Here is a 25039-nt window from a genome sequence, read left to right on the forward strand (position 1 = left end):
TTCTCCTCCAAGAATATACAGTAATATAAAGAAGAGCCCTGTAAAACTAAACATGGGCTCTTTATTCTTTGCTGAGATATTCGTCAAATGTTAGGTTATTCTATTAAAGAACATTAAGCGTCCATCGGCCAGCCCTTATACTGTTCTTCAGCCTGTTCCATAAATTTGTTCGTTAAAAATTGAAGTTGTTGCCCGGTTACTTTCTCTTTCATTAATACCATTTTGACCGCAAGTTTCACTTTAGCATAAACATCTTGTCGGTGTGGGCTAGTCCAATCAACATCGAGTTTCTTTTTTAACTCATTTACAACTTTGTGTATCAAGTTGGCTATGAACTCATTTGAAAAAGCGCCTTCTTCCATAGAAGTTATTGCTTTGTAAAATTCAATCTCTTCTTCAGACAAGCCTAAGTCCTGTCGTTTGCGCATTTCCTCTTCCATTTCTTTGCGCATTTTAATCATCATTCGAACGACATCTGCTGCTTGAATAACACGATTATGGTATTCAGTTAATGTTTTTTCTAGTAACTCTTGCATTGTTTTTGTTTGTGGACTTCCTTGTTTAAAGGTTACTTTAATTTTATCCTCAAGAAGTTTTTTAAGTAATTTTAATCGTAGATCCTCATGTTCTTTCTTTGTTAAATCGGCTAAAAATTGCTCGTCAAGAATACTAATATCCTGCCGTTCTATTCCTGCCACTTTAAAAATATCTACTGTTTCTTTTGCTAATAAATTTTGATCTAATAACGCTGACAATTGCTCTTCTAATGTCTTATTTCCACCTGCAGTTCCGCCGGGCGGTCGTAAATGTTTGCGTAATTGAGCCTTTAACATTAAATATAGAGTTACCTCATCAGCAATAACCATTACTTCTGGCTGATTTTTAACAAGTTGATAGGATTTCTCTAATTTCGTTGCATATTGTATATAATCCTCTGTATCGCTGCTTAATAGCACATTTACTAAATCTGCGATAAAATCTTCTCTATCTATTTGGGGTTTATGTCTCCAACCGTCTATCTCTATATTTGAAGGGATATAGTTTCTAACAGACTCTAAATTTTCATTAAAAATCCTAATTGCCTCAGCAACATCATATGCAGGATTACCTGTTCCTCCGCCCTTAGTATATTTTTGTGTTGCCTCTTTTAGAGAAGTAGCAATCCCTATATAATCGACAACCATTCCACCTTCTTTACCGGGGAAAACTCGGTTAACCCTAGCAATTGCTTGCATTAGATTATGCCCCTTCATAGGTTTATCAACATACAGGTATGAGAGCGGTTGTGCGTCCATACCTGTTAGCCACATATCCACTACAATTACAAATTTAAGTGGGTCTTCAGGGTTCCTTAATTTAGCCTTAACATCTTCTTGTTCTTTCTTAGACTTAATATGTGAATACTGGCTTCCTTCTTGTATTTCTCTCCACTCGCGCGGATCTTTTGAAACATCCCCAGTCATAATGACTTCCATTTTAGGACAGCCTTCTACCTCTTTCAGACAACCATATAAATCGGCAGCAATTTGGCGGCTCATACAAACGATCATTGCTTTTTGAAAAGGATTGGCCATTGAATTAAAATGTGATACGATATCGTTTGCAAGGCGTTTGAGCCGTTTTGGAGTTCCCACAACTTTTTCTAAAGCGGCCCATTTTCTTTTATAACCTTCTGTTTCGTCACCTTCACCATTATCTACAAAAATATCCTCAAATTGTTCATCAATATCTTCTGCTGTTAGATCAAGCGGTATAAGTCGGCTTTCATAATAGATTGGTAATGTTGCTTTATCAGCAACAGCCTGGGCCATGTCATAACGATGTATGGTGTGTCCAAATATCTCTTCTGTATTGTTTCCTACAAAATCTACTGGTGTTCCAGTAAAGCCAATATGGGAGGCGTTTGGAAGTGCAAAACGCAATTGAGCAGCATAACCACCTTCAAATCCTGACTGCGTACGATGTGCCTCATCAGCAATTACAACAATGTTCCTCCGTTCTGAAAGTACAGGGTGTTTTGTTTCTTCACCTTTTAAGCGAAATTTTTCAATTGTAGAAAATACAACCGGGGTTGCTTCTCCTCTAAGAATCGTTCTTAATTTTTCTGTGCTGCTTGCTCGTTCAACCTTTCCAATTAATGACTCACCCTCAACAAAAGTATCATACAATTGTTCGTCTAAATCATTTCGGTCTACTTGTATTACAATGGATGGATTATTTAGTTCAGGGTGCCTACTTAAAATACCTGCAAAGAAGAGCATACTCAATGATTTCCCTGAACCAGTCGTATGATACATAACCCCAATTTTACGATCTCCATCTGGCCTTGTTGCACGAACAGTTTCCTTAACTGCAAAATTAACCCCGAAAAATTGGTGGTATTTTGCCCCTATTTTCTTCGTTTTGTCCCCCGCCTTAAGGAAGACTATAAAGTTACGAATATAGTTTAACAGACGGTCTTTAGGAAACAGCCCCTCAATTAATGTACGCATTGTATTAGCCCGATTGTTATCTACATTACGACCATCAATCGATTTCCATGAAGCAAAAAAGTCATAATCAGCAAACGGCATTCCATGCTTTGTTTCCACATTATCAGATATAACAGTAAACGTATTATAATTAAAAAGTTGTGAAATATCATAGGTGTAATTTTGAATTTGTGTATAAGCATCTTTTACTGTTGCTTGTTCACTATTAGGATTTTTTAATTCAAATACAATTAGAGGAAGACCATTAATATAAATAACTATGTCTGGTCTACGGGACATTCTTCCATCAATAGAAAGTTGGTTTACTACTAGAAAATCATTGTTCTCAGGGTTTAACCAATCAATTGGGAAAATGTGTGGAGTAAATGTCTCTCCATTCCATTCATAATTAAACTCTATTCCCTTTACTAACATTTGATGAAATTCTTGATTTCGTTGTATTAAACTTACACCATCTGGCGAGGTAAGAATGCCTGTCAATCGTCGGATTTCTTGTTCTGGTATTGTAGAATAAGCCTTCCTCAAGAAGGCTTCAAACCTATTAAATAGAATAACTTCCTGCAGTTGCTCACGTTCACCACGCTGGAACAATTCTTGTGCATGAAGATATTCATAACCAATTCTTTTTAATCTTTCTATCGTTGTTTCTTCAAATGCTGATTCACCTAGAGGTCTGGACATGATGTAACACCTCCAATTTAATTTAAATCTTACTTACATTTGTATTTCCACTTTACTAATACGTTTAACTATTACTTGTATAATTTTTATATATCGCCATAGCCATCTCTTCAAGTGTTTTATTCATTTCTAAATTTATATTAATTTGGTCATTCATATCCTTAATAATAGAAACTATCTTTTTTTGCTCTGCTAATGGAGGAATTACAATAGGAAATTCTTTTATCATTTTAGTTGTGATACTACCTCTAGAACTGTTTCCATCAGAATATTGTCTAAGTTCATCATATCTGTTCTGTAAATTATAAAATAAAAAATATGGATCAATAACTTCCTGATTTACTCTAATTGCAACGAGCGACTGATTAATATAAGTGTCTATTTTCAAGAAAGATGATTGACCCCTTGTATGTCCCTGACCTGCTGATGCAATAACAATATCATTGATTTTTGCAAGTCTAGTGGAAGACTCTTTTACACCCAATTCAGTTATTGTTTTCTCAGTGTTTGTGATAAACCGGTTTCTTGTTTCTCCTGAAGAAAGCCAACAAAAGGGACCATCCCAATAATCAGGATTTCTTGTATTTGGAGTACCTCCACTAAATATTGTCTCAGAAACATCTCCTATTGTAGTTTCTATCCATTGATCACTCATATCAAGTCCTCCAATTTTTTCTTTATCTTATTTTGAAGGAGATTCGACTCTTCAAATAATTCCAATACACGTTGGCTCAATTCTCCCATTCTATCTTCAAATGGGATATTGTCTTCTTCAAATTCTTCAGTTCCAACATATATACCCGGTGACAATTTGTAATCAACGTTCTGAACTTGTTCAATAGTTGCTAATTTACAAAAACCCGGAATATCTTCGTAGTTCCTTTCGCCTTCATTTTTATAGTTATGGTATACTGAAGTAATTTTATCTATATCCTCATTGGTTAATGCTCTTTGTTTACGACTAACCATTGAACCTAATTTTCGTGCGTCAATAAACAGAATCTCATTTTTTCTTTTACGAAATTTATCTTTTCCATCTCGATTTTTACTAAGGAAATATAAACAGCAAGGAATACCTGTAGTAAAGAATAGTTTTTCCGGGAGTTGGACAATACAATCAAGATATCCTTGATCTACTAGTCTTTGTCGAACTTCTTTTTCTTCGTTTACTGTAGTATTCATAGCACTATTTGGCATTACAAATCCGGCAGTACCTTTATCATTTAAATGATAAAGGAAATGTTGAATCCACATATAATTCGCATTACTATTTGTAACAGGACCAATTAGACGTGGATCGTTCTTAGAAATACGTTCTGCTCCCCAATCTTTCTGATTAAATGGTGGATTAGCGATTACAAAATCTGCTTTTAAATCTTGAAACTGGTCATTTAATAACGAATCTCCTAAGCGAATTTCTGCATTTATACCATGAAGTAGTACGTTCATTTTTCCTAATCGGACAGTTGTTGTTACATTTTCTTGCCCATAAAACGATAATGATTTCTTACGTGGTGAATATTCCTCACTTTGAATGAACATTCCACCACTACCACATGCAGGATCAAATACTTTACCGCTAATAGGTTCAAGCATTGCAACCAACAGATTTACAATACTCGACGGCGTGAAGAATTCTCCTCCTCTATTCCCCTCTGATGAAGCAAATGAGCCAATAAAATATTCATAAGTTCGCCCCAATACATCAACACTCTCATTGGTCCTAGCACTAAATACATCACGGGAGAATACTTCAATTAGTCCTGCTATATTTTCAGCAGGAAGATTTGAACCTTGAAAAATTCTAGGTAGCATTCCTTCCAGTTCTGGGTTCTCCTCTTCAATGCGTTTCATTGCATTGTCTAGTATTTCTTTTATATTAGGTTGTTTTGCATTTGACATTATATAAGACCATTGAGCCTCTTCTGGCACTACAAACACATTCTCAGCCTTATACTGGTCATGGTCATCAATTATTACCATTTGTGTTTCTGTATCCTCTGTAAACCAATCGCTCTTTGGATCTTTAACCATTTGTTCTAGTTGCATACGACGTTGCTCATATTTATTTGATAAGTACCTTAGAAAAATCAAAGGTAACACATAATGTTTATAATCAGCAGGTGCCACACTACCCCGCATTTTATTCGCTGCTTCAAATAAGTCTTTCTGAAAATCTATGTCTGCTTTAACAGTCAATTTTGAAACCTCCGACCTAATCTTCTTTATATTTCCATGTACCTACTATTTTATCATAACTTTAATTTAATTCTCTGCAAAATAGAAATACCAAAATTTCTTATTACATTGATAACAAACAAAAAGAACAGATTAACTTTTCTGTCCTATTTGAGGTTTAAATATATATTATTTTACAGTTCTTCATACCCATGTTTTTCAAATAAAAGGTTGAGTTTTCTGATTAGATACTCTTTTGCAATTTCTGTTATTTGTATATGTGATTTTTGATGGTGTCTTTTCTTTATGTTTTCAAGTCGTAAATTTGGTTGATTAACTGTAGCGGGATAGACCTTATGGTTTAATTCCCTATATAACTCATTCAATGAAATACCATGCATAATACTATCATTTAGGAACTTCCCGTTTGAATATTCAATATAATACGGAAATCTATTATTCCATTTTAGATATCTACTATCAGAATCATCAATTTTGTTGCTTTCGGTAAAACCTTTGGCTTCTGCATAGCCAATAATAATCGGGACTTCATTTTCATCTTTATCTTTACTAACAACGGTTAAGAAAATAGTGTCACCAGCCTTGATACCAGTAGGCTTCTTTGGAAAAAATGTTCGATTAACATATTCATTAATTCTTCTTTTCCTTTTAAGATAAATTTCATCATTACGGATTCTCTCTTGACTAGTTCCCTCAAACTTAAGCCATATTCCTGTTTTCCTATTATTAACCGTAATATCGCTGATAGCATCTTCTAGGATATCAGTTTCTTTTCCTTTTGGTGGTGTTTGCTGCGAAACATCATTTAATACTGCTCCCCACTTAGCAATATTATACTCATTCATACCCTTCTTACCTTTAAGATTTTTAATACTTATATTCACATATTGTCTTTCTTTTAAAATCCTATCAAGTGAAATTTGCCAATCACCATTTGATTTCAGTTTACCAAGTAAGCCGTCAAAATAATCTTGACATTGCTTTGTAAAGTCACTTTCATTTTCCATATATAGACCAAACTCATGATTTTTATAGAACCCATTAAACGTAAAATTTGCTGAACCCATAATTACTGACTGATCATCGAAAATATATAATTTAGTATGTAAATCCTGTAATGCATAAAGTTTAGCACCTGCCCTAACAAGATGTTCTAATCCCTCAATACTGCTTGCTCCTCGTATAAATTCCTCCCTGTTGAATCGAGTAATTATGCAACACTTAATGTTGTCTAGACCCTCAATCCACTCTGCCAGACCAAAGGCAGTTTTAAGCCCTATGAAAGGTGAAATAATATTGATTTGATGTTCAGTTAAATCTAACAAACTATAAAACTTTTCCCCAAAATCTTTACTAATAAGATTGATTGACATGTGGCCACCCCCGAATAGTTTAACAAGAACTTGTTATTTTTATTATATTCAATCCACTGGAATTTTCCTAAAGGAATAAGAGGTGATATACATATTTAAAGGGGTTTAAACACTCATTAATCCATTTGAATATAGAAACGCACAAAAAAACCTTCTAGGGGCTTTTAAAGGCTATTTACAACGTGTTTAGGTGTTCTTAAAAGGCACAAGTATAACTTCCATACCTAAAGTTGATTTAAGAGGCTATTTACCCCAGATTTTTGAGCAAAAAAAGCCTCATTTTGATCACTCCCCCAATATAAATAATTTGTAAAACTCTATAGTTGAATTGGATCAAAAAATATATAATAGTATACAAATAACACGAACGTACTTTCGCAAAAATTAATTAGGAGGTTGCTAATGAATTTATTTGATCAAATTTTTAGTAGAACTAAAGTATCACCATTAAAAAGGAAAAACGATATTGAATTTGAGATTAAATACCAAAGTGAAAGTATATTAAATAAAGGTTTTGAAATAATTTCAAGACGCCAAAAAGGAGATCATAATTTAATTCTGTATAGGCACTTTTATGAAGAAACTCCCAAGGAGGACGAAACGATAATCTTTCTTGGAATTAGAGTAATAACTAATAAATGGATTCTCCACCCTGATCCAGTATTAAAAGCATTTTTCAACGATGACTTTACTGATATTTCTTTAGCCGATATTGAAATTGAAGAATATCTTTCTAACCACGGTTATGGAAGCATACTACTTAGTACCCTTATTGAGATTGCAAAAAAACGGAATATAGATAGTATCACTGGCTGGATATCCAGTGTTGATTTTGACCATTTAGAAAGATTAGTTCATTTTTATAAGAAGCACAATTTTGAAGTGATCTTGGATGAAAATAGTAAAGACAGCCTAAAAATAGGGGATTTAAAATGGAAAAATTCTAAATAAGGGAGGTCTATAAATGGGGGAAAAGTTAAGTAGTTTTTCATTTGAGTACCTTTTGGAAACCATCGTTAAAGATGAAATATCTATTTCAGTAAATAAATTAAACAAGAGTGAAAAATATCCAATTAAAAAATATCTAACTATCAAAGAAGTATCCTCGTTAACTGGTATTGGTTCTTCCGTAATTCGACAATTGACACTATCAAGAGCAATGCCACATCGAAAAGTTAAATCTCGGATAATACTAGATGAAAATGAAATTAAGGAAACAATTGAGAGTTATAAAAAGTTTGGCTGGACTGATCCAGATAAAAATTGGGATGTTAAATCAGTTCAATCTGAAATAGATAATCTTCATAAAAAGGAGGAACCTACTATGATTGATGAAATACTACGAAAGATAATTAGAGAAGAATTAGCCAGTTTTTCAAATGAAATAAAAAACTATGCAAAAAAAGACAAAGAAAGTTACTATGGGAGAACTGTCTTAACAATTAAAGAAGCAGCAAACCATTTTCGAACAAGCCCTTCTACGATTTATAGTTTAATTAAAGAAGAGGGAATGCCCCATTTTAAAATTTATAGTAGGCACTATATTGTTCTTGAAGAGGCTGAAGCATATCTATGGAGAGAGACTGCTAAATCATACGCAGATGATGGAAATATTTATTGGCAACGAATCTTACAAAGACTTGATTGGGAGGAAAGAGAAAGAAACGCTGCATACGAGAAGGCACTAAAAAGGCTAGAAGAAAGTACATATTAGATCTTGAAATGACACTCAATTATTATTTATCAATGTGAAAAGAGCATATCCTAAATTCAAGGGATGTGCTCTTTTATTTATATGAAACAACTTCAAATATAGGAGTTTAAAATTATCCTTAATGAAATATATTTCACGGATTTCATTTTATCTATATTTCAAGAAAAATATATTATTATGATTAATTATATTTAGTGGATATCTTATATAACCTAAACAACATCTAAAAATTCATCGATTGTCATTTGCTCTGAATTTTCAAATATATGACCTCCAGTTTCAATAAATCTATCTGAAAGCAGATATCTCCTTACACTTTTTACCTTTTTATCGTCAACAGAACCAAATGAGTAATTCTGTTCGTGTATTGTAATGCTTACACCCATTTGAACGATTTGCTCGATAACTTCTTTAGTATTATTATGAACCCAACGCTTCATCTTATTTTTAAATGGAGCAGGCAATTGACCCCAAACAGGGTTTATTTTTTCACAAATGCTTGTGCTATTAAATGAAAATGGTTGTGATCCAATATTCTTGCCAATTATACTCCTTAATGAATTTCTTACTTGTGTTTGTAAAATGTCTTCATTTTCTTTCTCTAATTGGCCATTGATATCAACAGGAACAATATATATTAAACTCTTATTCAATAAGGCTTTTTCATTTATTACTTTGTAACTATCCAGTTTTTCGCCCTCAAGTACTGAAAGATATAATCCATCAGTTTTAACTTCTATCCCAAATACATCATGCTGCATAACCTGTCCTAATTTATCCTTAATAATATTACTTATGGAATCCAATGTAGTGGTTAATTTTTTTTGATTTTGTTGACTAACACCGTACATGATTTTTGCATTTATTTTTGATTTACTTTCTAACCCCAAAAAATCTTTTAAACGTTCAGATGTGAGACTTAAGTAACCAGCAGCCTGCCTTGTCCCATGATGGGTCCAATCAACATCAAAATTCTGAACCTTACATTCAATCAATAAATATTCATTATTACTGTCTTTATATAAAACCACTTCTGGTGTTACTGCTTTTTTGGGTTCAAATAACTCTTTAAGAATTTTTATACTACTTGGCTCTAGTGAAATAGGCTTTTCAATTTGTTTTAATGTGTAACCCTTTCTGTTGAAATATGGATAAAAATTAGAACCTTTAGGGTAGGGAAGGCATAAATGAATCAATAAATTAAGTTGAAATAACGGATTCAAATCTAAATTCAATAATCTTCACCGCCTATTACTTGGTTTAATATACCCTCATAAGGATAATCTCCAATAAACACATCAATTTGTGGGTCTAAAAATCTCTGAATATTTGTTACAAGTCGATGTATTGTGTTCCCGCAAGTACCTTTTGGAAGAAATAAAATAAATTCTTCTGTGCTTAAATCTAAAACAACATTTTGCCATAAGTGAAGGTCTACTCCGTAAATGTGAACCCGTTCCTCATTTACCCTTTTAATTTCTCCATAAATTTTAAATGGCTCTCTTCCTTTGGGAAAGGTATATTCAATAAAGTTATTAAAAACGAAACTGCTTAACGGTTTATTAAACCTAATTGTAACAGGACTCGCTTTAAATGAATTGATTACCGATATATCTTTTCCTTTTATGTTCTCTACTTCTATCCAAGTTTTCTGTTCCAAACGCTCTGTCATATTTTGATAAATGCCAACAATTTGTTTTAACTGCATTCTATGGTCTGAAAAACTATCCGAACGATTTGTGAATTTACCATTTTGGTAAACATCATGACCACCTTTTCCAACATGGCTTGGAAACCGTAAACTTCCAACTGAGTGAAAAGAGGAAAAGTATTTCCTAACTCCATTAAGTTTATCAACAATACCACCTAATTCTTCTACTAATGATACTGAGGAAACTTTGTGTTCAATGATTTCATCTTGAATCTGAAAGTTTTTCTCAAACATGGCATTGAACTCAAATTTCATTTTAGTAAAACGTTCAGGGTGATGAATTGAAGTAATTTCTTCTAAAAAGTTGTCATACATCTTACCTGAAATCCACAACGAATCTAGTATTGAAGATTTTTTTACATACGTTGTCGCAAGATGATCCGAATACTTTGAGGATTCCGTTGTATATAAAGTACAGAATCGAGAGTTTATTTGCTCTATAAAACCGATTAATTTATCATTCTCATTCAATATAAACAGTTCTTCATCTATTTGTTGAAGGGAATGTTTTGTATCCCCAAATAAATTCTGAACATTCATGGGTTCAGTTAAAACATTTGAAGACTCAAATAGGCTCTGATCAAATGTTTCAAATACATATGATTTTAAGAGAGTATTTTTCATTTTATAATTATCAATTTGTTCTTTAGTACTCTGAGAATACTCTTCTAGATGATTGAAAATATCTTCCCTAGACTTCCATTTTCTATCCATTCCAACACCCCCACGTTAAAAGTTTCTATGTACGAAAAAACCCTCCTCATCCAACGATGAAGAGGGTTCTTTGGGAACGGTGCGCTCAGTTGCGCGGAGTGCTATGACTCAATGTTCCCAAACATTGAATGCGCTCAGTTACGCGGTGCGCTAAGGCACAACATACTATATTATATACTGATAGTGTACTACATATTCCATCTTTTTGCAATATTTTATTATTCAATTGTTGCAGCGGTTGTTTGCAAGGCACTTTGTTTCAATTGCTCTTTCAAATCTTCAATTTCTTCTAATAACTCAACATTCTTCTTTTGCTCTTCCGCTAATTTGCTTTCTATTTCTGTATATTTATGAAACATATTAGGCATAAAGTGCTCCATAATTGTTAAATCAATCTTATCAAGCACTTCAGGTCTTACCTTAGCCTTTTTCCCATTTTTTTCATGTTGAAATAACACCCTATTCTTATCTACTCCACGAATAGCCTCTAGACAAATTCCACTTCCATGATTCAATCCATCTGCCGAATCAACATCAATATGAAGAGGATCGGTATCACCATACTTACCAGTAGATATTGGTGCTACAAGAAGTTGTCCTTTATTATTATCATATAATACTACTGCAGGATGTAAGAAAGTTAATTCCTTATTAAAATGTCCAAATAATTCTACTTCTACTATATGGCCTCTGGATAAGTTTCTCCTAAAGAGATGAGGTAAATTTCTTGATTGGTCTTTGACATATCTCTCTAAACCAACTAACCAACGAATACCATAATATTGGTTTTTCTTCATAATTTCATTAAATAGTTCTGATAAAAGTTCATTACTATCTTTTATTAACTGTATATCTTCATGCATTTTAGGTATATTTTCATTTGGAATACCCTTAAAAGATTTCAATTTAGTCTTATATTTTTTTGTACGCAATCCAACCTCTCCCAAATCTTGTATATAATTTACTATCTTATCTTATCGTAATAATTGTGAATATAAAAGTAGAAATCTTGTTTTGGCGAAATCAAAGGACATCAAAAATAAAATAAAAGCAGGAAATAAATCCTGCTTTTCACTGTTGTATATATTTTGTAATTTGTGTCCTTAAGTATGGTACCTGTGAAGCGTGCAGTTATTCTTCTCAACAATTAATTTTAATGCTTCTTCCTGTAGTTCCATCTGGAACTTTTCCCTAATTCCTGCCTTACGGTATATTCTCCATAATGTTAAATCCTGTCCATTATCCTGCAACTCCTGTACTGCCCATTGTAACCTTCTAATTTGAAAATCTTTAATACTCTCAGTTTGTTCCTCCAAATATTCTTTTGTCTTTGGTAGTTTATCTAGGTGTTTTTCCAGTAATGGTCTAAATCCAATTCTACTACCTATTGAACTTATTGTAATACGTACAGGCTTCCCGACAGATAACATATCATTAACTGTAACTCTTACATTGTTGTAAATTTCCTTATCCCGTTGTTTCCAATCAACCCTATGATTATCATTAACTAATGTTTTTAATTTAGGAGAGTTCCGATTCAACCATTCTCTATCATTTCGGTACAGCCATGTAAACACTCTATTGTTAAATTGGCGTAATTCAGTTTTACTGCTGCGCGGAAACTGTTTTCTTAGATTAAGCCATTCTCTTCTGCATCCTTCTTTCTTCTCAACAGAAGAATCCAGATTAATGGAATTTATACTTTTGTCCTCTTCTTCACTTCTATTTTTCCAGTATGTTTTTAAACCTAATTTCTTAGCATATTTTTTGACTGTGGCTGGGTCTACCTCCAATTGCCTTGCTGTTTCCCTTAAACTTAATCTTTGTCTAGTAAGTTGTTTTAACTTGGATTCCCATACAGGACCAAATTGCTTAATTTTGGTTATATTGTATCTGTCTTTTTCATCTTGATCAGGACCTGTTCTAAGGTAAATAAAGCCGCAATCGCACCTAAATATCCCAATAGGACTTTTACTATCCGCACCATACTTTAATTCTATGTCGTTAATAACAGGGTTTAAATTATGACTAGCAACAGGATTCAAACAAGGCCAAGGTTTCTCTCCAAACGGTTTATATTCGATTTTTTTAATAAAAAAATCTGAAATGGAAACTCCGAGGAACTGTATAAATAATAGGTGTCTTAAGGGATGGGTAGTCCTATTGTTTCTACGAAGCATATCATTTAGCCAGTTGTTATTATTATTGATATCTGATTGCATTTTTTCCAGTAATCCATGGCCATAAAAATCCAAAAAAGACTCAAGCAACTCTTTTTTTCTTACCCTACCGTTTACATTTGCAAAACCAAGTTCTTTTAACCTGCTTAAATACTGCTCTTTAAACCAGTCCAACGACTTACTTTCCACCTTATTACTTAACAGAAATTTAATATCTTCTGTAATATTGATTAACTTTTCCATGGTTTTATCAGTGTAATTTGATTCCCAAGTAATTATTTTGCAAGTTTCAGTAGCAGCCAATCTATAATCATGTTTGTTATAACCCCTAACAGGGACTTGGCTATCATACAGCAGCGTCTTATGATCTGGGCAAACAAGAATTCCCGGTATTTGATGGATTCTATGCCAATACAATTCTCCAAGGTTATTCATCTCTTCCTCAATACATTGGGGGCAAAATTTAAAGAACTGATTCAACTTAATTGAACTTGCCATCAAACCAATCCTATTATAAATGCTGCCCCCATTATCCCCAATCATAGATTCTTTAACTTTAGCAGCATAGTCAGGAGGCAGGAAAGCAGCATAAAATGGATACAGTGTATGATTTGCAATTAGGTATTCGGGTGTATAATGATGCCCGACAGGAAGGTTTTCCATAATACGATAGATATGAGAAGGCAAGTCCATTATTGCTGTAATACTGTCCGTTCCATATACATCCTTTTGTGTTGCTTTGATACTGACGTTTCCACTACGTACGTGGTATCTCGCCAAAACACTGTATAAAAGTTCGTCTTTATACGGGACAGGAAAGAAGGTCATCATTTCCCATCACCCTGTCCGATAAAAATCGTTTTCATGACTTTTAATAAAGCCACCATTACTAAGAATTTCATACGCTGTCTTGTTCTCTTTTCGTCCCTCAATAACTAAATTCCTTATATCATTCACTACCAAAGATTCTTCCTTCTTTGACCTTTTCTTTCGTTTATATGCAGCAGATATTCCCTGAATTGCTCTCACAACCAATTCGTTTATATCCAAATTCCCCTCTTTTTCAGTAATCTCCTCGACAGCCTTTTGAACCTCGTTTGGTTCAAAATCCAATTCTATAAGTTTCAAAATTGCTTTTTCTTTTATAGATATAGTCATTTCTTGTTCTTTTTTCTTTTGCGTTCTTTTTATTGCCTCCATCTTCATTTGCAAATCAATAGATGCCCGTTCTCTATCCATAAATCCTAAAAAATCTACATCCACTGTACTGATATCCTCAAACTTTGCAATCTTACTAATGTTGCCCGACTTCAAAGCCTGAATCATTGGTTTAACAAGTTGTAAATGCTTATTAGCCACCTGACTAATGGTTTCTGGTATTATTTCTTCCCTACCTGTCATAATGGCCTCAATTTGACCCATGGCGTAAAGTTTTACCGCGATATCAATAATACCTTGGCTTTCCTCATACAAGGTATTTTTAAAATCATCTGTTAAAGGAATCTGCTTCTTTGTCCATTGATAACCCCAAAGCGCATTAATCAATAACTCCCAGTTTTGGTTGTTTTTCAATCTATCCCAAATCATATCTCCTTGACCACTTCCCCGCCTTGCCTGTCTAAATTCGCTTTGCAAAATAGACAATCCAGCGGGTGTTCCTACTAAAATAACTGGAACTCCAATTGTATTAACTAGTGTTACAAAAAAGTTCAACATTTTTTGATCCCCACCACTTTTGGCTTTGCTTAAATGCTGAATCTCGTCTATAACTAAAACACCCAGCCCTGTGTTTCTCGCTATTTGAGACATAATTACTAACATATCATTTATAGTTTTTCTGCCTAGCCCAAACTTTTTGTGATACTCTGTTCCTAGCAAATCGTCTACCTTACGGAAAAATTCCAATGCTAGTCCTCTCAAGGATGAATCAAATGGACAATCAAGTTTAAGCCATGCAAGTTGATACATACTGAAATTTTTTCCGTTATAGTCTTTGTGAACAATCACTTGAGGGTATAAGGATAAAATTCTATTTATAGCAGTTGTTTTTCCCATGCCACTTACACCGATTATTGTAAAACCTGCTGCAGTTGTTCTAAAAACACTATTATTGCTTAATTCACTTTGCAATCCTTTGATATTTCGATGTCCTTCCTGCAAGCCCTGTGCATACCCGGATTGAAAAGGATTTCTTGCTAAATATCCCTGACGTATTACCCTAGAGATTCTACTTTCCAAATCCAAATGTATCCATAACGGCTGAAAGCATTGGAATAATCTTTGAACCAAATGAATGCGATATTGTTTATCTAGCATTCTTTCTTTTGGGTTATATTCAGCATATATAGCCATTTTTTCAATGGTTTCCTCTGTAGAGAGTATAGAAGGAAGGGCTTCAATGAAAGGATTCCCACTATACTCCTTGATAACCTGTTCCCCGTATTCAGCAACAAAAGCATCACAACCATTTGGAATGATAACTCTATTCATCTTTCTTATTTAAAGCCTCCTTCTGCTTTCTCAACAACAAATCAAACCCTGAATCCCCCATAAATTCATCACTTTCAGATTGATTAAAAGGAACAATCTTAGAGTTTTCTATATTAACTTTATTTAATTCAAAGGCCTCTTCATCACGTTGTATCATTTTTTCAACAGCACGATTTGCCCGAATGCTCCCTATTCTGCCCCTTTTACTAATTACATCCGTTTGTTTTTGAGATGTTTCCATTTTAGCCTGTTTTACAATCTCTTCAATTTCAGTGTTTAAATCAACTTTTGACTGTATTGCTTTCTCCTTGTGCTGCTTTTCTTTCAGTTTTTCGTATTCTAGCAAGTAATTAATTTCTTCAACTACCTTGCCCTTATATCGTTGCTGATGTTCCAATAAAAAGCATTTATCAAAACTCAAACCATTTTCATCCCGTAAATATAAATAATCCATATTTCTTGGATCATAACTTATTTCAATTTTCCAAGTGCCCCGGTTCCGAGCCTTTTCAAACCATCTTTCCTTTAAAGACTGTTTTGAACCATAGAGTAATCCTTTATACGCAATCCCCTTTGCAGTTACGGTAGCCTTACCCGTTGGCATGAGATTGAGTTTTACAACATCCTCTGAAACATGACGTAACTTTCCAGATTTGTTGTTTATCCCCCATTCCCAGAGTTGTATTGGAATAGACTCTATTCCGTCCTCCACCATCATTTCTTCACGCTGGTAGTTTGTAAGATAATGCTGATTATTATGATATAAAACACATTTGATAATCACTTGAGTAAACTGGTAAATATCCAACTGTGCCTCCAAACGGTAATCACGATCCCCACGTTCTTTAACAGGCTTTACAGAGCCCGGTAGAAAAGCCTTCGTTCTTGTATTGGTCACTCGAAAGTGTTGTTCAATTATTCCCTTTAAGTCAGCCCTGTAAGAAGGTGTATTTAAAATTTTTATTCCGAAGTTATTAATTAGAGGCTCAACTTTACTTCCCTCTAATTCTCCTCGGTCAGCCAATATAGATTCTGGAAGATGTGCGACTGGCCACTCATGTTTTTCAATCTCAATTCCGAAGTCCCGACAAAAACTTACTTTATCAGAAGCAGCATTAGCCAAAGCCATCATTGCACCCGCCCAAGATGGACCCTCTAAACCAATATAAAGACCAACTATCATTCTGCTATAAACATCCATTACGGAATAGATTACAGGTCGTCCAATTATCCAATCACGATTAAATCTTGATAACAAGTACAAATCGCCTATTGTTGCGTCAATCTGATAAATTGCACCGGGGCCTAATGATTCTGTTGTCGACTCACCTATAATTGCTCTATGGTTTTGTTCATAATTTTTCCGACCTTTTCTTTGGCTAATTTCTTTTTTGATATCTCTTTCCTTTTCAAACCAATACCTAAATTGATTTAGTGATGGTAACTCTCCATAGGATTTTATTACGGGTATTTCTACTTTTCCTTTCACTTTACTATCCATACTAAAATACTCTTTTAACATTAGTTCGTAGGTAAGAGTAAGTGATTTTTCGGTAGAGGAGTAATAATGCTTGTTTATAGCAGACCTAAACATTTTTTTGATATTTTCATCAATATTTATTCCTTCACCTGTTACCTGTCCATGCTTTCGAGGCCGTCCTCTTTTTACCCCACTGGCCTTTTTTTCCTTACCTTTACCTCCGCATAGATAATAGTCAGGTAAAAGGGCATTTTTTGTCTTACCTCGTTGCCAATACTTCTTTAAATAGCGGATAACAGTACTTTCATGAATATTGTGGGCTTCACTCCTTTTTAGAATTAATTTTCTTCTTTCTACAGAGTGGTAGACAAATGGCTCCAACTTCACAATATCCTTTATGATTTCCCAAGTACTGTCACGTAAGGACAGATGTTTTTCAGGAATATCATTTTCATTTATCAACCGACTGAATGGGTCCTTTTCAACAAGAATTATGCTACCCTTGTTAAGCCCTTCTTCCACTTCTGAAATATTCCTTTCATAGGGCAAAGAGGTGGTATGAATATTAAAAAAATACCCATAATCATGTGCTTTATTAAGCCATAATACTCTTTCTACTACTTTCTTGTTTTCTGAATCAGTAAAGGAAATAAGATTATTAACTACAAGCATTTTCTTTTTACCTCCTCAAGTGTAACTCGTGTCTTTACTTCAATTATTGGATTGGATAGATTTATGTCAATTTGGTTAGTCATATCTATCCCAATCTGTTTGGAAGCAATTAAAAACTTAAACACAAACAATGCTGTTCCTGAATCGTAATTAAACTCCTTGTCAAAGTCAGCAGTAATCTTTCTAATTGAATGCTTGGCATCTACTAATCTTTCTATTAAAGAGTTGCCTAAATAAATCAGTTCATCCTGTGTAAAACCTCTTTCAGCATATGAATATAAGCAGGAATGCACCCATTCAATGTTTTTTGCAAGCACATTAGAAATTTCTTTTTGAGTAACAACTCCCCAGTCTATTCCTTTTTCCGTCCAATATCGGCGTTCAATCTCTAATCTTTCCAATGTCTTTTTCTTCTCAAGTTCCGAAGCCATTTTTATGCTTCTGGCTAAATGCAAATTAACTCCGTCTGCTCTGTTTATCGTTATTAGGAAATTAGTGCTTAGTGTATATGGATATCCACTATCTTTATCTGTAAATAGTTTGAAATTCAAATCTGATTTATGTTGAATAGTATCTTCAAGGTGCATCAAGGGATAATGTTCTCGAATGTCAACAACTGCATCTTCCCACTCCAGCATATAAAAGTAGCGAGTCTGCAAATCTGAAAATAAATGATGTACTCTACCACTCTTCCACCCTAGTATTCTTGATACTCTCCCCATAGAAGGAAAATCCTGAATAGTCAACCATGGCTTATATTCCTTACCTGCTCCCTGTCCCCGTCCTTCTTTAATAAACCGATTATATTTATTCTCATTCCAAGATTGATTACGTTTAGTCATTTTCCACTTCCTCTACTACAATAAGGTGAATTTTAGTAACTCGATTCTAACGGGCCGGTTAGACTCATTCAATATCCTAAGCAATCTTTTTTATGAATTTAGGAGAACATTATTCTCTAATTTGTTTAAACAGTTAATTGAATAATAAGTTTACAAACACCAAATAAATGTGTCTCATTTGTTGAAATATTGGTAGATGCAATTAGACAAATGGTAAATAAGCATAGAAAAACCCCGTGAATAATTCAGTAGAAAAATTCACGAGGCTTTGTTCAAACTTTATTTTATTTGACAACTTATAATATACTTCATAAACAATTTTTGGTTTCGATTTTGGTGGAATATATGATGAAGTAAAATTACACGAGGTTATTGCTTATACACTGGGTGATGGAAGAAAAGTTATAATCACTTTTAAAGGTCATGAAAACGAAACCCAAGTAATTGAAACTTTTGATGCTGAAACTACGAATCCAATTGAGTTACAACAACAAGGATGGCAGGCGATTCTAGATAATTTCAAAAAATATTCAGAGCAAACAACCATTTAAAAAAGCAATGAAGAGATACTCTAATTATCACTTTTATAAGTCACCAAAATAAATTAGTGGCGAGTATCTGTGGTTATGATAATTCAATAACCACGATACTACCATTTTTATTTTTATGATTATCGCTAAACCTTTTTACCATAAAAAAACGCTTAGTTTACTAAATTTATCTAAGCGTTTTGATTTAGTCCTTACTAGTGGCAAGAGTCTGTATACAGATTATAATGTCTGAAGTGTATTTTGGACTTGTTCTTCTGATGGTGAATAATGGTTAACATTAAATTTATTAGCAATTTCTGTGTTGATTCGCTAATAAGGGTAAGACACGCAATACAAAGAAACTCTTTCGGTCTACTGAATGCTACATATCCCAATCTGCATTTATCCTGTTGATCGAGAAGCCTTTTCTCCTTGTCATCTTCCAGCCACATTAATAGTTCCTTTTCATTTTTTGCGATAACTAGTGCTGCATCGGCCTGTAGACCTTTTGATTTATGGATTGTAAGAAAAGAATCGTGGTATTCCTCTAATTCTTTAGACAAATCCTCATTATCGGGAATCGTCCTATTTGAGAGTTCGTCTACTAATCTTTTTGTTCTATCTTTTATATTGAACTTAACTTCCTCGTCTGTTTCTTGCCTCTTGCGATTAAATGTAGACTCTACAAAGTCTGCAAAATCTTCCAAATCGAAGTTTATATTGTAATTAATCTCATAAAACAATAAAAGACATTTCTTCCTTAGTTCAATTTCTTCCAATTCTAACGTTTGAGGTAACTGATCCTTTTTTATATTATAAAAAGCCGACAAAAACTCAAAAACACATGTGAACAACGGCAAATTTTCTTTCGATTTGTGGCTGAAGTCTACTTTTCTATAATTTTTGTAAACTTTATTTTCATGCGCTAAAAAAAATCTTGTTTTAGGAACCACTTTACAATAACTTTTATTTACGCATAAATTGTTAAAATCAGATATAATCGTCTTTAATTTAGTTGATGGAATGAACATGACTGGATTCTTAGAGGTAATCTCTTTATTTGCCCATTCTTGTTGAATACTGGAATGAAAATGATTAATAAAATTCACAATTGTTTCGCTCGATCTGTAATTGCAATTTAACTTACTAATGGAATAAACTTTTTTATTTTGCAATGCATCTATTGGGTGCAAAGGAACTTTCTTAGCCCCTGTGGAGCCTTTCCTTTTTCGGGGCTTGTTCCTAAAATTCATTATGCGTTGTTCTGGGTCACCAACTAGTATGACTTCAGAATTCTTCCCCTTTCTTAAGGTATCAAAAATTTCAAACTGGGTATTTGTAGAGTCCTGAAACTCATCTACAAATAGATACCTTATTCTGTTGCAAAAACGCTTTTTTACTTCCTCATTCTCCAGTATTTTTTTCGAAAGAGTAACTATATAATCGTAGGTCAGAACTCCTTTCTCAGAAAGTCGATTAACTATCATATTTTTCTCGACAAATGGATTTTTTGAAGAGTTATTAACCTTAATTTCATAATCTGTAATAATCAGTTCATTTGGAACTAGTCTTAAAACCTTCCCATAGGGTTTTATTAGGAACTTAATAAGGAAACTATGTATTGTTCCTACAAAAATATTTGGTTGAATTGATACCTTTTTTTGTAACCTCTCTAAAATCTCATTTGTGGCAGAATTCGTATAGGTTATAACTGCCAAATACTTATCATTCGGTAATTCATTTGCCTTTTGAATTATTTGCTTTACTAACTCTGTGGTTTTACCTGATCCAGCAGCAGCAATTATCAACGAATTATTTAGTTTTCTCTTCATTTTCTTCCCCCATAATAAAGATTCCAACAATAAAGGACTAATTCAATGAAGGCTAGAAATCCTTGAAAGTTGGAAAAAGAGGAATAAACTTGAATTAACAAAAAAGAAGCCTATAGTTTGTTTTTTGTTAAAAATAATATTTAAATGGGGGTAAAATTATGCAAGAAAATGAACTTAAACATGGATCAATTTTCACACATGCTTTTAATTTTTCAATGATAGGCACTGCGGTAGTTGATCCAATCGGACGAATCTTAAAGGTAAACCCGTCTTTAAGTCACATATTAGGATTTACCGAAAATGAATTAATCTCCTTAACTTTACGGGACATTACGTTTTCGGAGGATTTTGTAAAACTTGATGATTATATATCTCAACTCTTATTGGGAAAGATATCTTCTCATCAAATAGAAACAAGGCTTTTACATAAGCATAATTATGGGATTTGGACTTTATTAAGCATCTCATTAGTTCAAAGTAATGAAGGAAATCCCTTGTACTTGATCATTCAAGTGCAGAATATAACAGAACTAAAGAAAGTAGAGGAAAGATACTTTAACTTTATTGAACGGTCATCAGAGGCCATGATTATTATAAGCAACAGGAAGATACAATACATAAACGAAACAGGGTTAAAATTTTTGAATATTTCAGAGAAGGAAGAAATAATAGGTAAATCAGTTATTGATTTTATTCATCCAGATAAACGTAACATTTCCGTGAACTATATTAATAGAGTAGAAGCGGGAGAGACCATTTATCGTATAGAAGAAATTTTCGGTAGAGTTGACGGCAAATTTATTAATGTAGAGTTTACAGCATTCCCGGTTTATAACGGTGAGAAAAATGATATGCATGTCATCATGAAGGATATTAGTGAAAAAAAGAAAACAGAACAGTTCCTTTTAAATTCTGAAAAGTTAAATGTAGCAGGACAATTGGCTGCAGGAATTGCGCACGAGGTTAGAAATCCTTTAACAGCAATAAAAGGGTTTCTTCAAATAATGGATAGGGAATCGATTGGGAGTAAAATGTACTTCGATGTTCTTTTGTCGGAGGTTAACCGTATAGAATTAGTTTTAACTGAATTACTCCTGCTATCTAAACCACAGAACACTAAACATAAATTTATTAATCTTGAAAGTATCATAGAACAGGTTATCTCTCTGATGAGTACCCAAGCCATCTTACATAATATCGAAATAAAAAAAGAGATTAATACGGATACGTGTATGATCAGTTGTGACGAAAATCAATTAAAGCAGGTCTTCATTAACTTTATCAAAAATTCTATTGAAGCAATGCCTAATGGTGGACCTATTTATATTAAGGTTTTCAAAAGAGACAACGATAGTATATTAATTCACATAATTGACCGAGGGAGTGGTATACCAGCAGAAATTCTGAAAAGGATTTGGGAGCCTTTCTTTACCACTAAGGAAAAGGGAACGGGCTTGGGAATGATGATATGCAATAATATCATTGAAAACCATAATGGAAAGTTACAAATATCAAGTTCTCCTAATGGAACGACTATTGGTATTATCCTTCCTCTTAATAAATAAAAATGTTTTGATTACTGTTTTCCTTTTTTAAAATTTAATAAATGAAATGTTTCTTACTCAAACAATAACCGTGCAGTAGTGGCATATTTTGATATCTACGCACGGTTATTTTTAAGTTCACTCATATTTATTTTCTTAAGTTAGGTAAATGGTAGATGAATCGTGCTATTTTTCCCTTGTTTCTATTCTATGTATCGTGTCTACAAGCCACTTTATGAACACTGATAATAAAAAATAAATTGGAAAAGAATAAACTGATTTCCAAGCATATGGTTTATAAATATTCATAAAAATTGCAAGCGGCTCAAGTATAAAAGCAAAAGTTAAAGCCATTAGTAAAGAAATTAAAATATACGTTTTCCATACTCTAAAACGTTGATATAACATCATGAATACCAAGGAAATTATAATATCTATACAAATTATTCTTGAACCCCAAGGTAAAACCATTTTTGGATAATCCCAAAGGTGCAACTCTGAACCTAAAACGTCTAGGAAAATAACTATAGATAAAGTCAGAAATCCATGCAAAACTATATTTCTTAACCTTGAACGATCAACAAATTTCCACCATAAGTATCCAATTACGAAAGTACTTATAAGGAGAAACCACCATTGAAAAGAATAAAGTACCTCTTCCCTCCAATAGTCCAACCTCAAATGGCTAAGTGTTTTTTGCGCCTTTTCAAGTTCACTAAATCTTACTGAATCCTTCATTATTTCACTCTCTCTTTAAATCATAAATATACTTACCACTATCCCAAAAGAGGGCACCTTAAGTATCGGTGCCCAAAGATTAGAAGTGTTTTTAACTTTTTCTCTTTGCCAATTCATCCCGATCAATCGCCTGTGGGGGTTGTTCAAACCAACCATTTTCAAACATAATCTTTGTTCCTTCTTCTGAATATTTCCCAATTTCGAATGAGAGACGAGCGTAATGCGTTGCTAAGTCATGTCTTGGGCTAGTCGCTATGCTTGCTCCATAATATCCCATACCAATTCCATTTAAAGCAGTTGTTTGGAACATCATAAGTTTATCTGAAAATGGGGAAACAGTAGAATCTGTAACTTCGCTATCCCATGTCATGGGAACTGGTAGATCTTCTTCCCTTAAAATCGACCCAAAGATTTCAACATGTTTGGAAGCAATTTCTTTCCCATGTACCATATATTGTCTAACTTCTTTTGAATTTGCAACTTGGCTGAATCCTAATAATGTTGCAACACCCAGAGCATTTCGTTGAATATTGTTAAATAAGTTTGAAATCTCTAATGCAAGTAAAGGTCTTCTCTCTCCTAACCATCCGGCAAGAAAACTTTTGCTTTTAACAAAATCAACTTCTTTTGGTGTAGGTATATAAGGTGGACGAATATAAAGACCTTTTGACAGTAATAAGTTTGTTGTCATTTTGTGAAGTTCTATAAATTCGGTAAGACATTCAGAAAAATAAGCCAAAATATCAGCACGTGTTACAGTCGGTAAAGCAATACTGTACGCATTTAGTCCTAACTGGCTCATTTGATACACATATTTTAAAAAGTATGTATCAGAATACAGTCTTGGGGCATTTATGTTTATATCCTCATCAGTAAAACCTTGAGGAATCGGGAAATTCTCAACTGTAAAGATGGAAGTTAGTTTTTCTAAATGCGATTCAGATAATTCGAATGTTTGCTCCAAGATTGGACGAATTTCTTTATCTTCTACCTTTTCTAAAAAGTACTTCAAAACACATACAGCCAAACTATCGTTTATATATGCCCCCCAAAGTTGGGACATTTCTGCAGAGGTAAGCCTAATGTTATTTTCATTAAATTGCACTTCAATACCTCCCTATAACTAAAATCTCCGTATATATTATCTTAAAACGAACAAGAATTATTCCGAAAAAAACATGATAATACTAAACATCAGGGAACAAGATAGGTAGAAGAAACCAGAAATAAAAATGCAGAGTATCAAAAACAATCGGAATGATCATTGTGTTACTCTGCCATAATTTTCTTTACCCCAACAAAATATTCATTATCTTTTGTCTAATTCATTTAATCTCTTATCCCCTAGAAAACAACTCCCCACTATTAATGGTCTTTTTTCCACTTTCTAAACTCCAAAAATTCTCTGAATTGCTCTTTAGTCATCCCAGAATTTATTGCATCTCTGAGTAGTACCTTCCATTCTAATTCCATTTCATTGGTGAGAGACTCTTCTGGTTGTAATAATGTTTCAACCGGTATCTCCAATACATTTGATATTTTCGCCAGAAAGTGAATTGAGGGATTTAATTGAATACCCCTTTCAAGGGAACTGATATATGATTTGGCTACACCTGCTTGTTCTGCTAATTCAGACAATGTTATATTTTTGGCTAGCCGATACTTCTTTATCTGTTTACCAATCATCTTTACAACACCAATCTTCTATATAATTAAAATACCATTATAATTATACAAAAAGATTCTAATAATTATGGATTTAATATTTGAGGTATTAACTATACCCATGTTGTCGAATATGTTATAGTACCTTTCAAAGAATTCCTATATAGAGAAAAGACAGCATG

18 protein-coding genes and 1 pseudogene are annotated in these 25039 nt (G+C 33.4%); 4 read left to right on the plus strand and 15 right to left on the minus strand.

What is annotated here, in order from left to right; all coding sequences use genetic code 11:
* Positions 1-113 precede the first annotated feature (113 nt).
* The 4 genes from COD11_RS17055 to COD11_RS17070 all read right to left on the minus strand — a co-directional run bounded on the left by COD11_RS17055 (position 114) and on the right by COD11_RS17070 (position 6745).
* Entirely contained in the window at positions 114-3173 is a 3060-nt protein-coding gene (locus COD11_RS17055; RefSeq protein ID WP_098798113.1) for a type I restriction endonuclease subunit R, read from the minus strand.
* A gap of 64 nt (positions 3174-3237) precedes the next feature.
* Positions 3238-3828, minus strand: coding sequence for a restriction endonuclease subunit S (locus tag COD11_RS17060; protein WP_098798114.1), 591 nt, complete (start codon positions 3826-3828; stop codon positions 3238-3240).
* Positions 3825-5372 carry a type I restriction-modification system subunit M gene (locus tag COD11_RS17065; RefSeq protein WP_098798115.1) on the minus strand — a complete coding sequence of 516 codons (1548 nt, stop codon included), beginning with the start codon at positions 5370-5372 and terminating at the stop codon, positions 3825-3827. Before COD11_RS17065 ends, COD11_RS17060 begins: the two co-directional genes overlap by 4 nt.
* A 173-nt stretch (positions 5373-5545) precedes the next feature.
* Positions 5546-6745, minus strand: a complete 1200-nt coding sequence (locus COD11_RS17070; protein ID WP_098798116.1) for a phospholipase D family protein — start codon at positions 6743-6745, stop codon at positions 5546-5548.
* A 402-nt stretch (positions 6746-7147) separates the two neighbouring features.
* Between COD11_RS17070 and COD11_RS17075 the strand changes: the two genes are divergently transcribed.
* Together COD11_RS17075 and COD11_RS17080 are read left to right on the plus strand one after the other, a co-directional pair.
* On the plus strand, positions 7148-7696 hold the full coding sequence (locus tag COD11_RS17075; RefSeq protein WP_098798117.1) for a GNAT family N-acetyltransferase: 549 nt from the start codon (positions 7148-7150) through the stop codon (positions 7694-7696).
* Positions 7697-7709: 13 nt separating this feature from the next.
* Entirely contained in the window at positions 7710-8459 is a 750-nt protein-coding gene (locus COD11_RS17080) for a helix-turn-helix domain-containing protein (RefSeq protein ID WP_098798118.1), read from the plus strand.
* Positions 8460-8671: 212 nt separating this feature from the next.
* Here the strand turns inward: COD11_RS17080 and COD11_RS17085 are convergent, their stop codons facing one another.
* The 7 genes from COD11_RS17085 to COD11_RS17115 all read right to left on the minus strand — a co-directional run bounded on the left by COD11_RS17085 (position 8672) and on the right by COD11_RS17115 (position 18548).
* A complete protein-coding gene (locus COD11_RS17085) occupies positions 8672-9694 on the minus strand; it encodes a hypothetical protein (protein WP_098798119.1) in 1023 nt (340 codons plus the stop codon).
* Positions 9691-10884, minus strand: a complete 1194-nt coding sequence (locus COD11_RS17090; RefSeq protein ID WP_251398934.1) for a hypothetical protein — start codon at positions 10882-10884, stop codon at positions 9691-9693. The genes COD11_RS17085 and COD11_RS17090 overlap by 4 nt, the downstream gene beginning before the upstream one ends.
* 218 nt (positions 10885-11102) lie before the next feature.
* Positions 11103-11816: a type II toxin-antitoxin system PemK/MazF family toxin gene (locus COD11_RS17095; RefSeq protein WP_251398931.1), complete on the minus strand. Its 714-nt coding sequence runs from the start codon at positions 11814-11816 to the stop codon at positions 11103-11105.
* A gap of 171 nt (positions 11817-11987) precedes the next feature.
* Entirely contained in the window at positions 11988-13895 is a 1908-nt protein-coding gene (locus tag COD11_RS17100) for a TnsD family Tn7-like transposition protein (protein ID WP_098798120.1), read from the minus strand.
* Positions 13896-13901: 6 nt separating this feature from the next.
* A complete protein-coding gene (locus tag COD11_RS17105) occupies positions 13902-15554 on the minus strand; it encodes an ATP-binding protein (protein WP_098798121.1) in 1653 nt (550 codons plus the stop codon).
* Positions 15547-17706: a Mu transposase C-terminal domain-containing protein gene (locus COD11_RS17110; protein WP_098798122.1), complete on the minus strand. Its 2160-nt coding sequence runs from the start codon at positions 17704-17706 to the stop codon at positions 15547-15549. Before COD11_RS17110 ends, COD11_RS17105 begins: the two co-directional genes overlap by 8 nt.
* Entirely contained in the window at positions 17697-18548 is an 852-nt protein-coding gene (locus COD11_RS17115) for a TnsA endonuclease C-terminal domain-containing protein (RefSeq protein ID WP_098798123.1), read from the minus strand. The genes COD11_RS17110 and COD11_RS17115 overlap by 10 nt, the downstream gene beginning before the upstream one ends.
* 320 nt (positions 18549-18868) lie before the next feature.
* Between COD11_RS17115 and COD11_RS17120 the strand changes: the two are divergent.
* Positions 18869-19099 (plus strand): annotated as a pseudogene (locus COD11_RS17120) (SRPBCC domain-containing protein); the annotation flags it as partial.
* Positions 19100-19293: 194 nt separating this feature from the next.
* On the opposite strand, the gene COD11_RS17125 reads toward COD11_RS17120, so the two are convergent.
* Positions 19294-20910: a UvrD-helicase domain-containing protein gene (locus COD11_RS17125; RefSeq protein ID WP_098798124.1), complete on the minus strand. Its 1617-nt coding sequence runs from the start codon at positions 20908-20910 to the stop codon at positions 19294-19296.
* A gap of 158 nt (positions 20911-21068) precedes the next feature.
* Here COD11_RS17125 and COD11_RS17130 point away from each other — a divergent pair, with 158 nt between their 5' ends.
* On the plus strand, positions 21069-22475 hold the full coding sequence (locus tag COD11_RS17130; protein WP_098798125.1) for a PAS domain S-box protein: 1407 nt from the start codon (positions 21069-21071) through the stop codon (positions 22473-22475).
* A 165-nt stretch (positions 22476-22640) separates the two neighbouring features.
* On the opposite strand, the gene COD11_RS17135 is transcribed toward COD11_RS17130, so the two are convergent.
* The 3 genes from COD11_RS17135 to COD11_RS17145 form a co-directional block, all read right to left on the minus strand.
* The gene (locus tag COD11_RS17135) at positions 22641-23192 is read right to left on the minus strand and encodes a CBO0543 family protein (protein ID WP_098798126.1); all 552 of its coding nucleotides are present in this window, start codon (positions 23190-23192) and stop codon (positions 22641-22643) included.
* Between the two features lie 91 nt (positions 23193-23283).
* On the minus strand, positions 23284-24297 hold the full coding sequence (locus COD11_RS17140) for a DUF3231 family protein (RefSeq protein WP_098798127.1): 1014 nt from the start codon (positions 24295-24297) through the stop codon (positions 23284-23286).
* 260 nt (positions 24298-24557) lie between these two features.
* A complete protein-coding gene (locus COD11_RS17145) occupies positions 24558-24878 on the minus strand; it encodes a helix-turn-helix domain-containing protein (protein WP_098798128.1) in 321 nt (106 codons plus the stop codon).
* Positions 24879-25039: the final 161 nt, after the last annotated feature.

This window comes from Bacillus sp. AFS040349, from assembly GCF_002577655.1.
Taxonomy (GTDB): domain Bacteria; phylum Bacillota; class Bacilli; order Bacillales; family Bacillaceae; genus Metabacillus.

What these genes read in the sequence shown, in the direction of transcription:
- COD11_RS17055 (WP_098798113.1), bottom strand. Translation starts at nt 3,173, where the DNA reads ATGTCCAGACCTCTAGGTGAATCAGCATTTGAAGAAACAACGATAGAA.
- COD11_RS17060 (WP_098798114.1), bottom strand. Translation starts at nt 3,828, where the DNA reads ATGAGTGATCAATGGATAGAAACTACAATAGGAGATGTTTCTGAGACA.
- COD11_RS17070 (WP_098798116.1), bottom strand. Translation starts at nt 6,745, where the DNA reads ATGTCAATCAATCTTATTAGTAAAGATTTTGGGGAAAAGTTTTATAGT.
- COD11_RS17075 (WP_098798117.1), top strand. Translation starts at nt 7,148, where the DNA reads ATGAATTTATTTGATCAAATTTTTAGTAGAACTAAAGTATCACCATTA.
- COD11_RS17080 (WP_098798118.1), top strand. Translation starts at nt 7,710, where the DNA reads ATGGGGGAAAAGTTAAGTAGTTTTTCATTTGAGTACCTTTTGGAAACC.
- COD11_RS17090 (WP_251398934.1), bottom strand. Translation starts at nt 10,884, where the DNA reads ATGGATAGAAAATGGAAGTCTAGGGAAGATATTTTCAATCATCTAGAA.
- COD11_RS17100 (WP_098798120.1), bottom strand. Translation starts at nt 13,895, where the DNA reads ATGATGACCTTCTTTCCTGTCCCGTATAAAGACGAACTTTTATACAGT.
- COD11_RS17105 (WP_098798121.1), bottom strand. Translation starts at nt 15,554, where the DNA reads ATGAATAGAGTTATCATTCCAAATGGTTGTGATGCTTTTGTTGCTGAA.
- COD11_RS17110 (WP_098798122.1), bottom strand. Translation starts at nt 17,706, where the DNA reads ATGCTTGTAGTTAATAATCTTATTTCCTTTACTGATTCAGAAAACAAG.
- COD11_RS17115 (WP_098798123.1), bottom strand. Translation starts at nt 18,548, where the DNA reads ATGACTAAACGTAATCAATCTTGGAATGAGAATAAATATAATCGGTTT.
- COD11_RS17125 (WP_098798124.1), bottom strand. Translation starts at nt 20,910, where the DNA reads ATGAAGAGAAAACTAAATAATTCGTTGATAATTGCTGCTGCTGGATCA.
- COD11_RS17130 (WP_098798125.1), top strand. Translation starts at nt 21,069, where the DNA reads ATGCAAGAAAATGAACTTAAACATGGATCAATTTTCACACATGCTTTT.
- COD11_RS17135 (WP_098798126.1), bottom strand. Translation starts at nt 23,192, where the DNA reads ATGAAGGATTCAGTAAGATTTAGTGAACTTGAAAAGGCGCAAAAAACA.
- COD11_RS17145 (WP_098798128.1), bottom strand. Translation starts at nt 24,878, where the DNA reads ATGATTGGTAAACAGATAAAGAAGTATCGGCTAGCCAAAAATATAACA.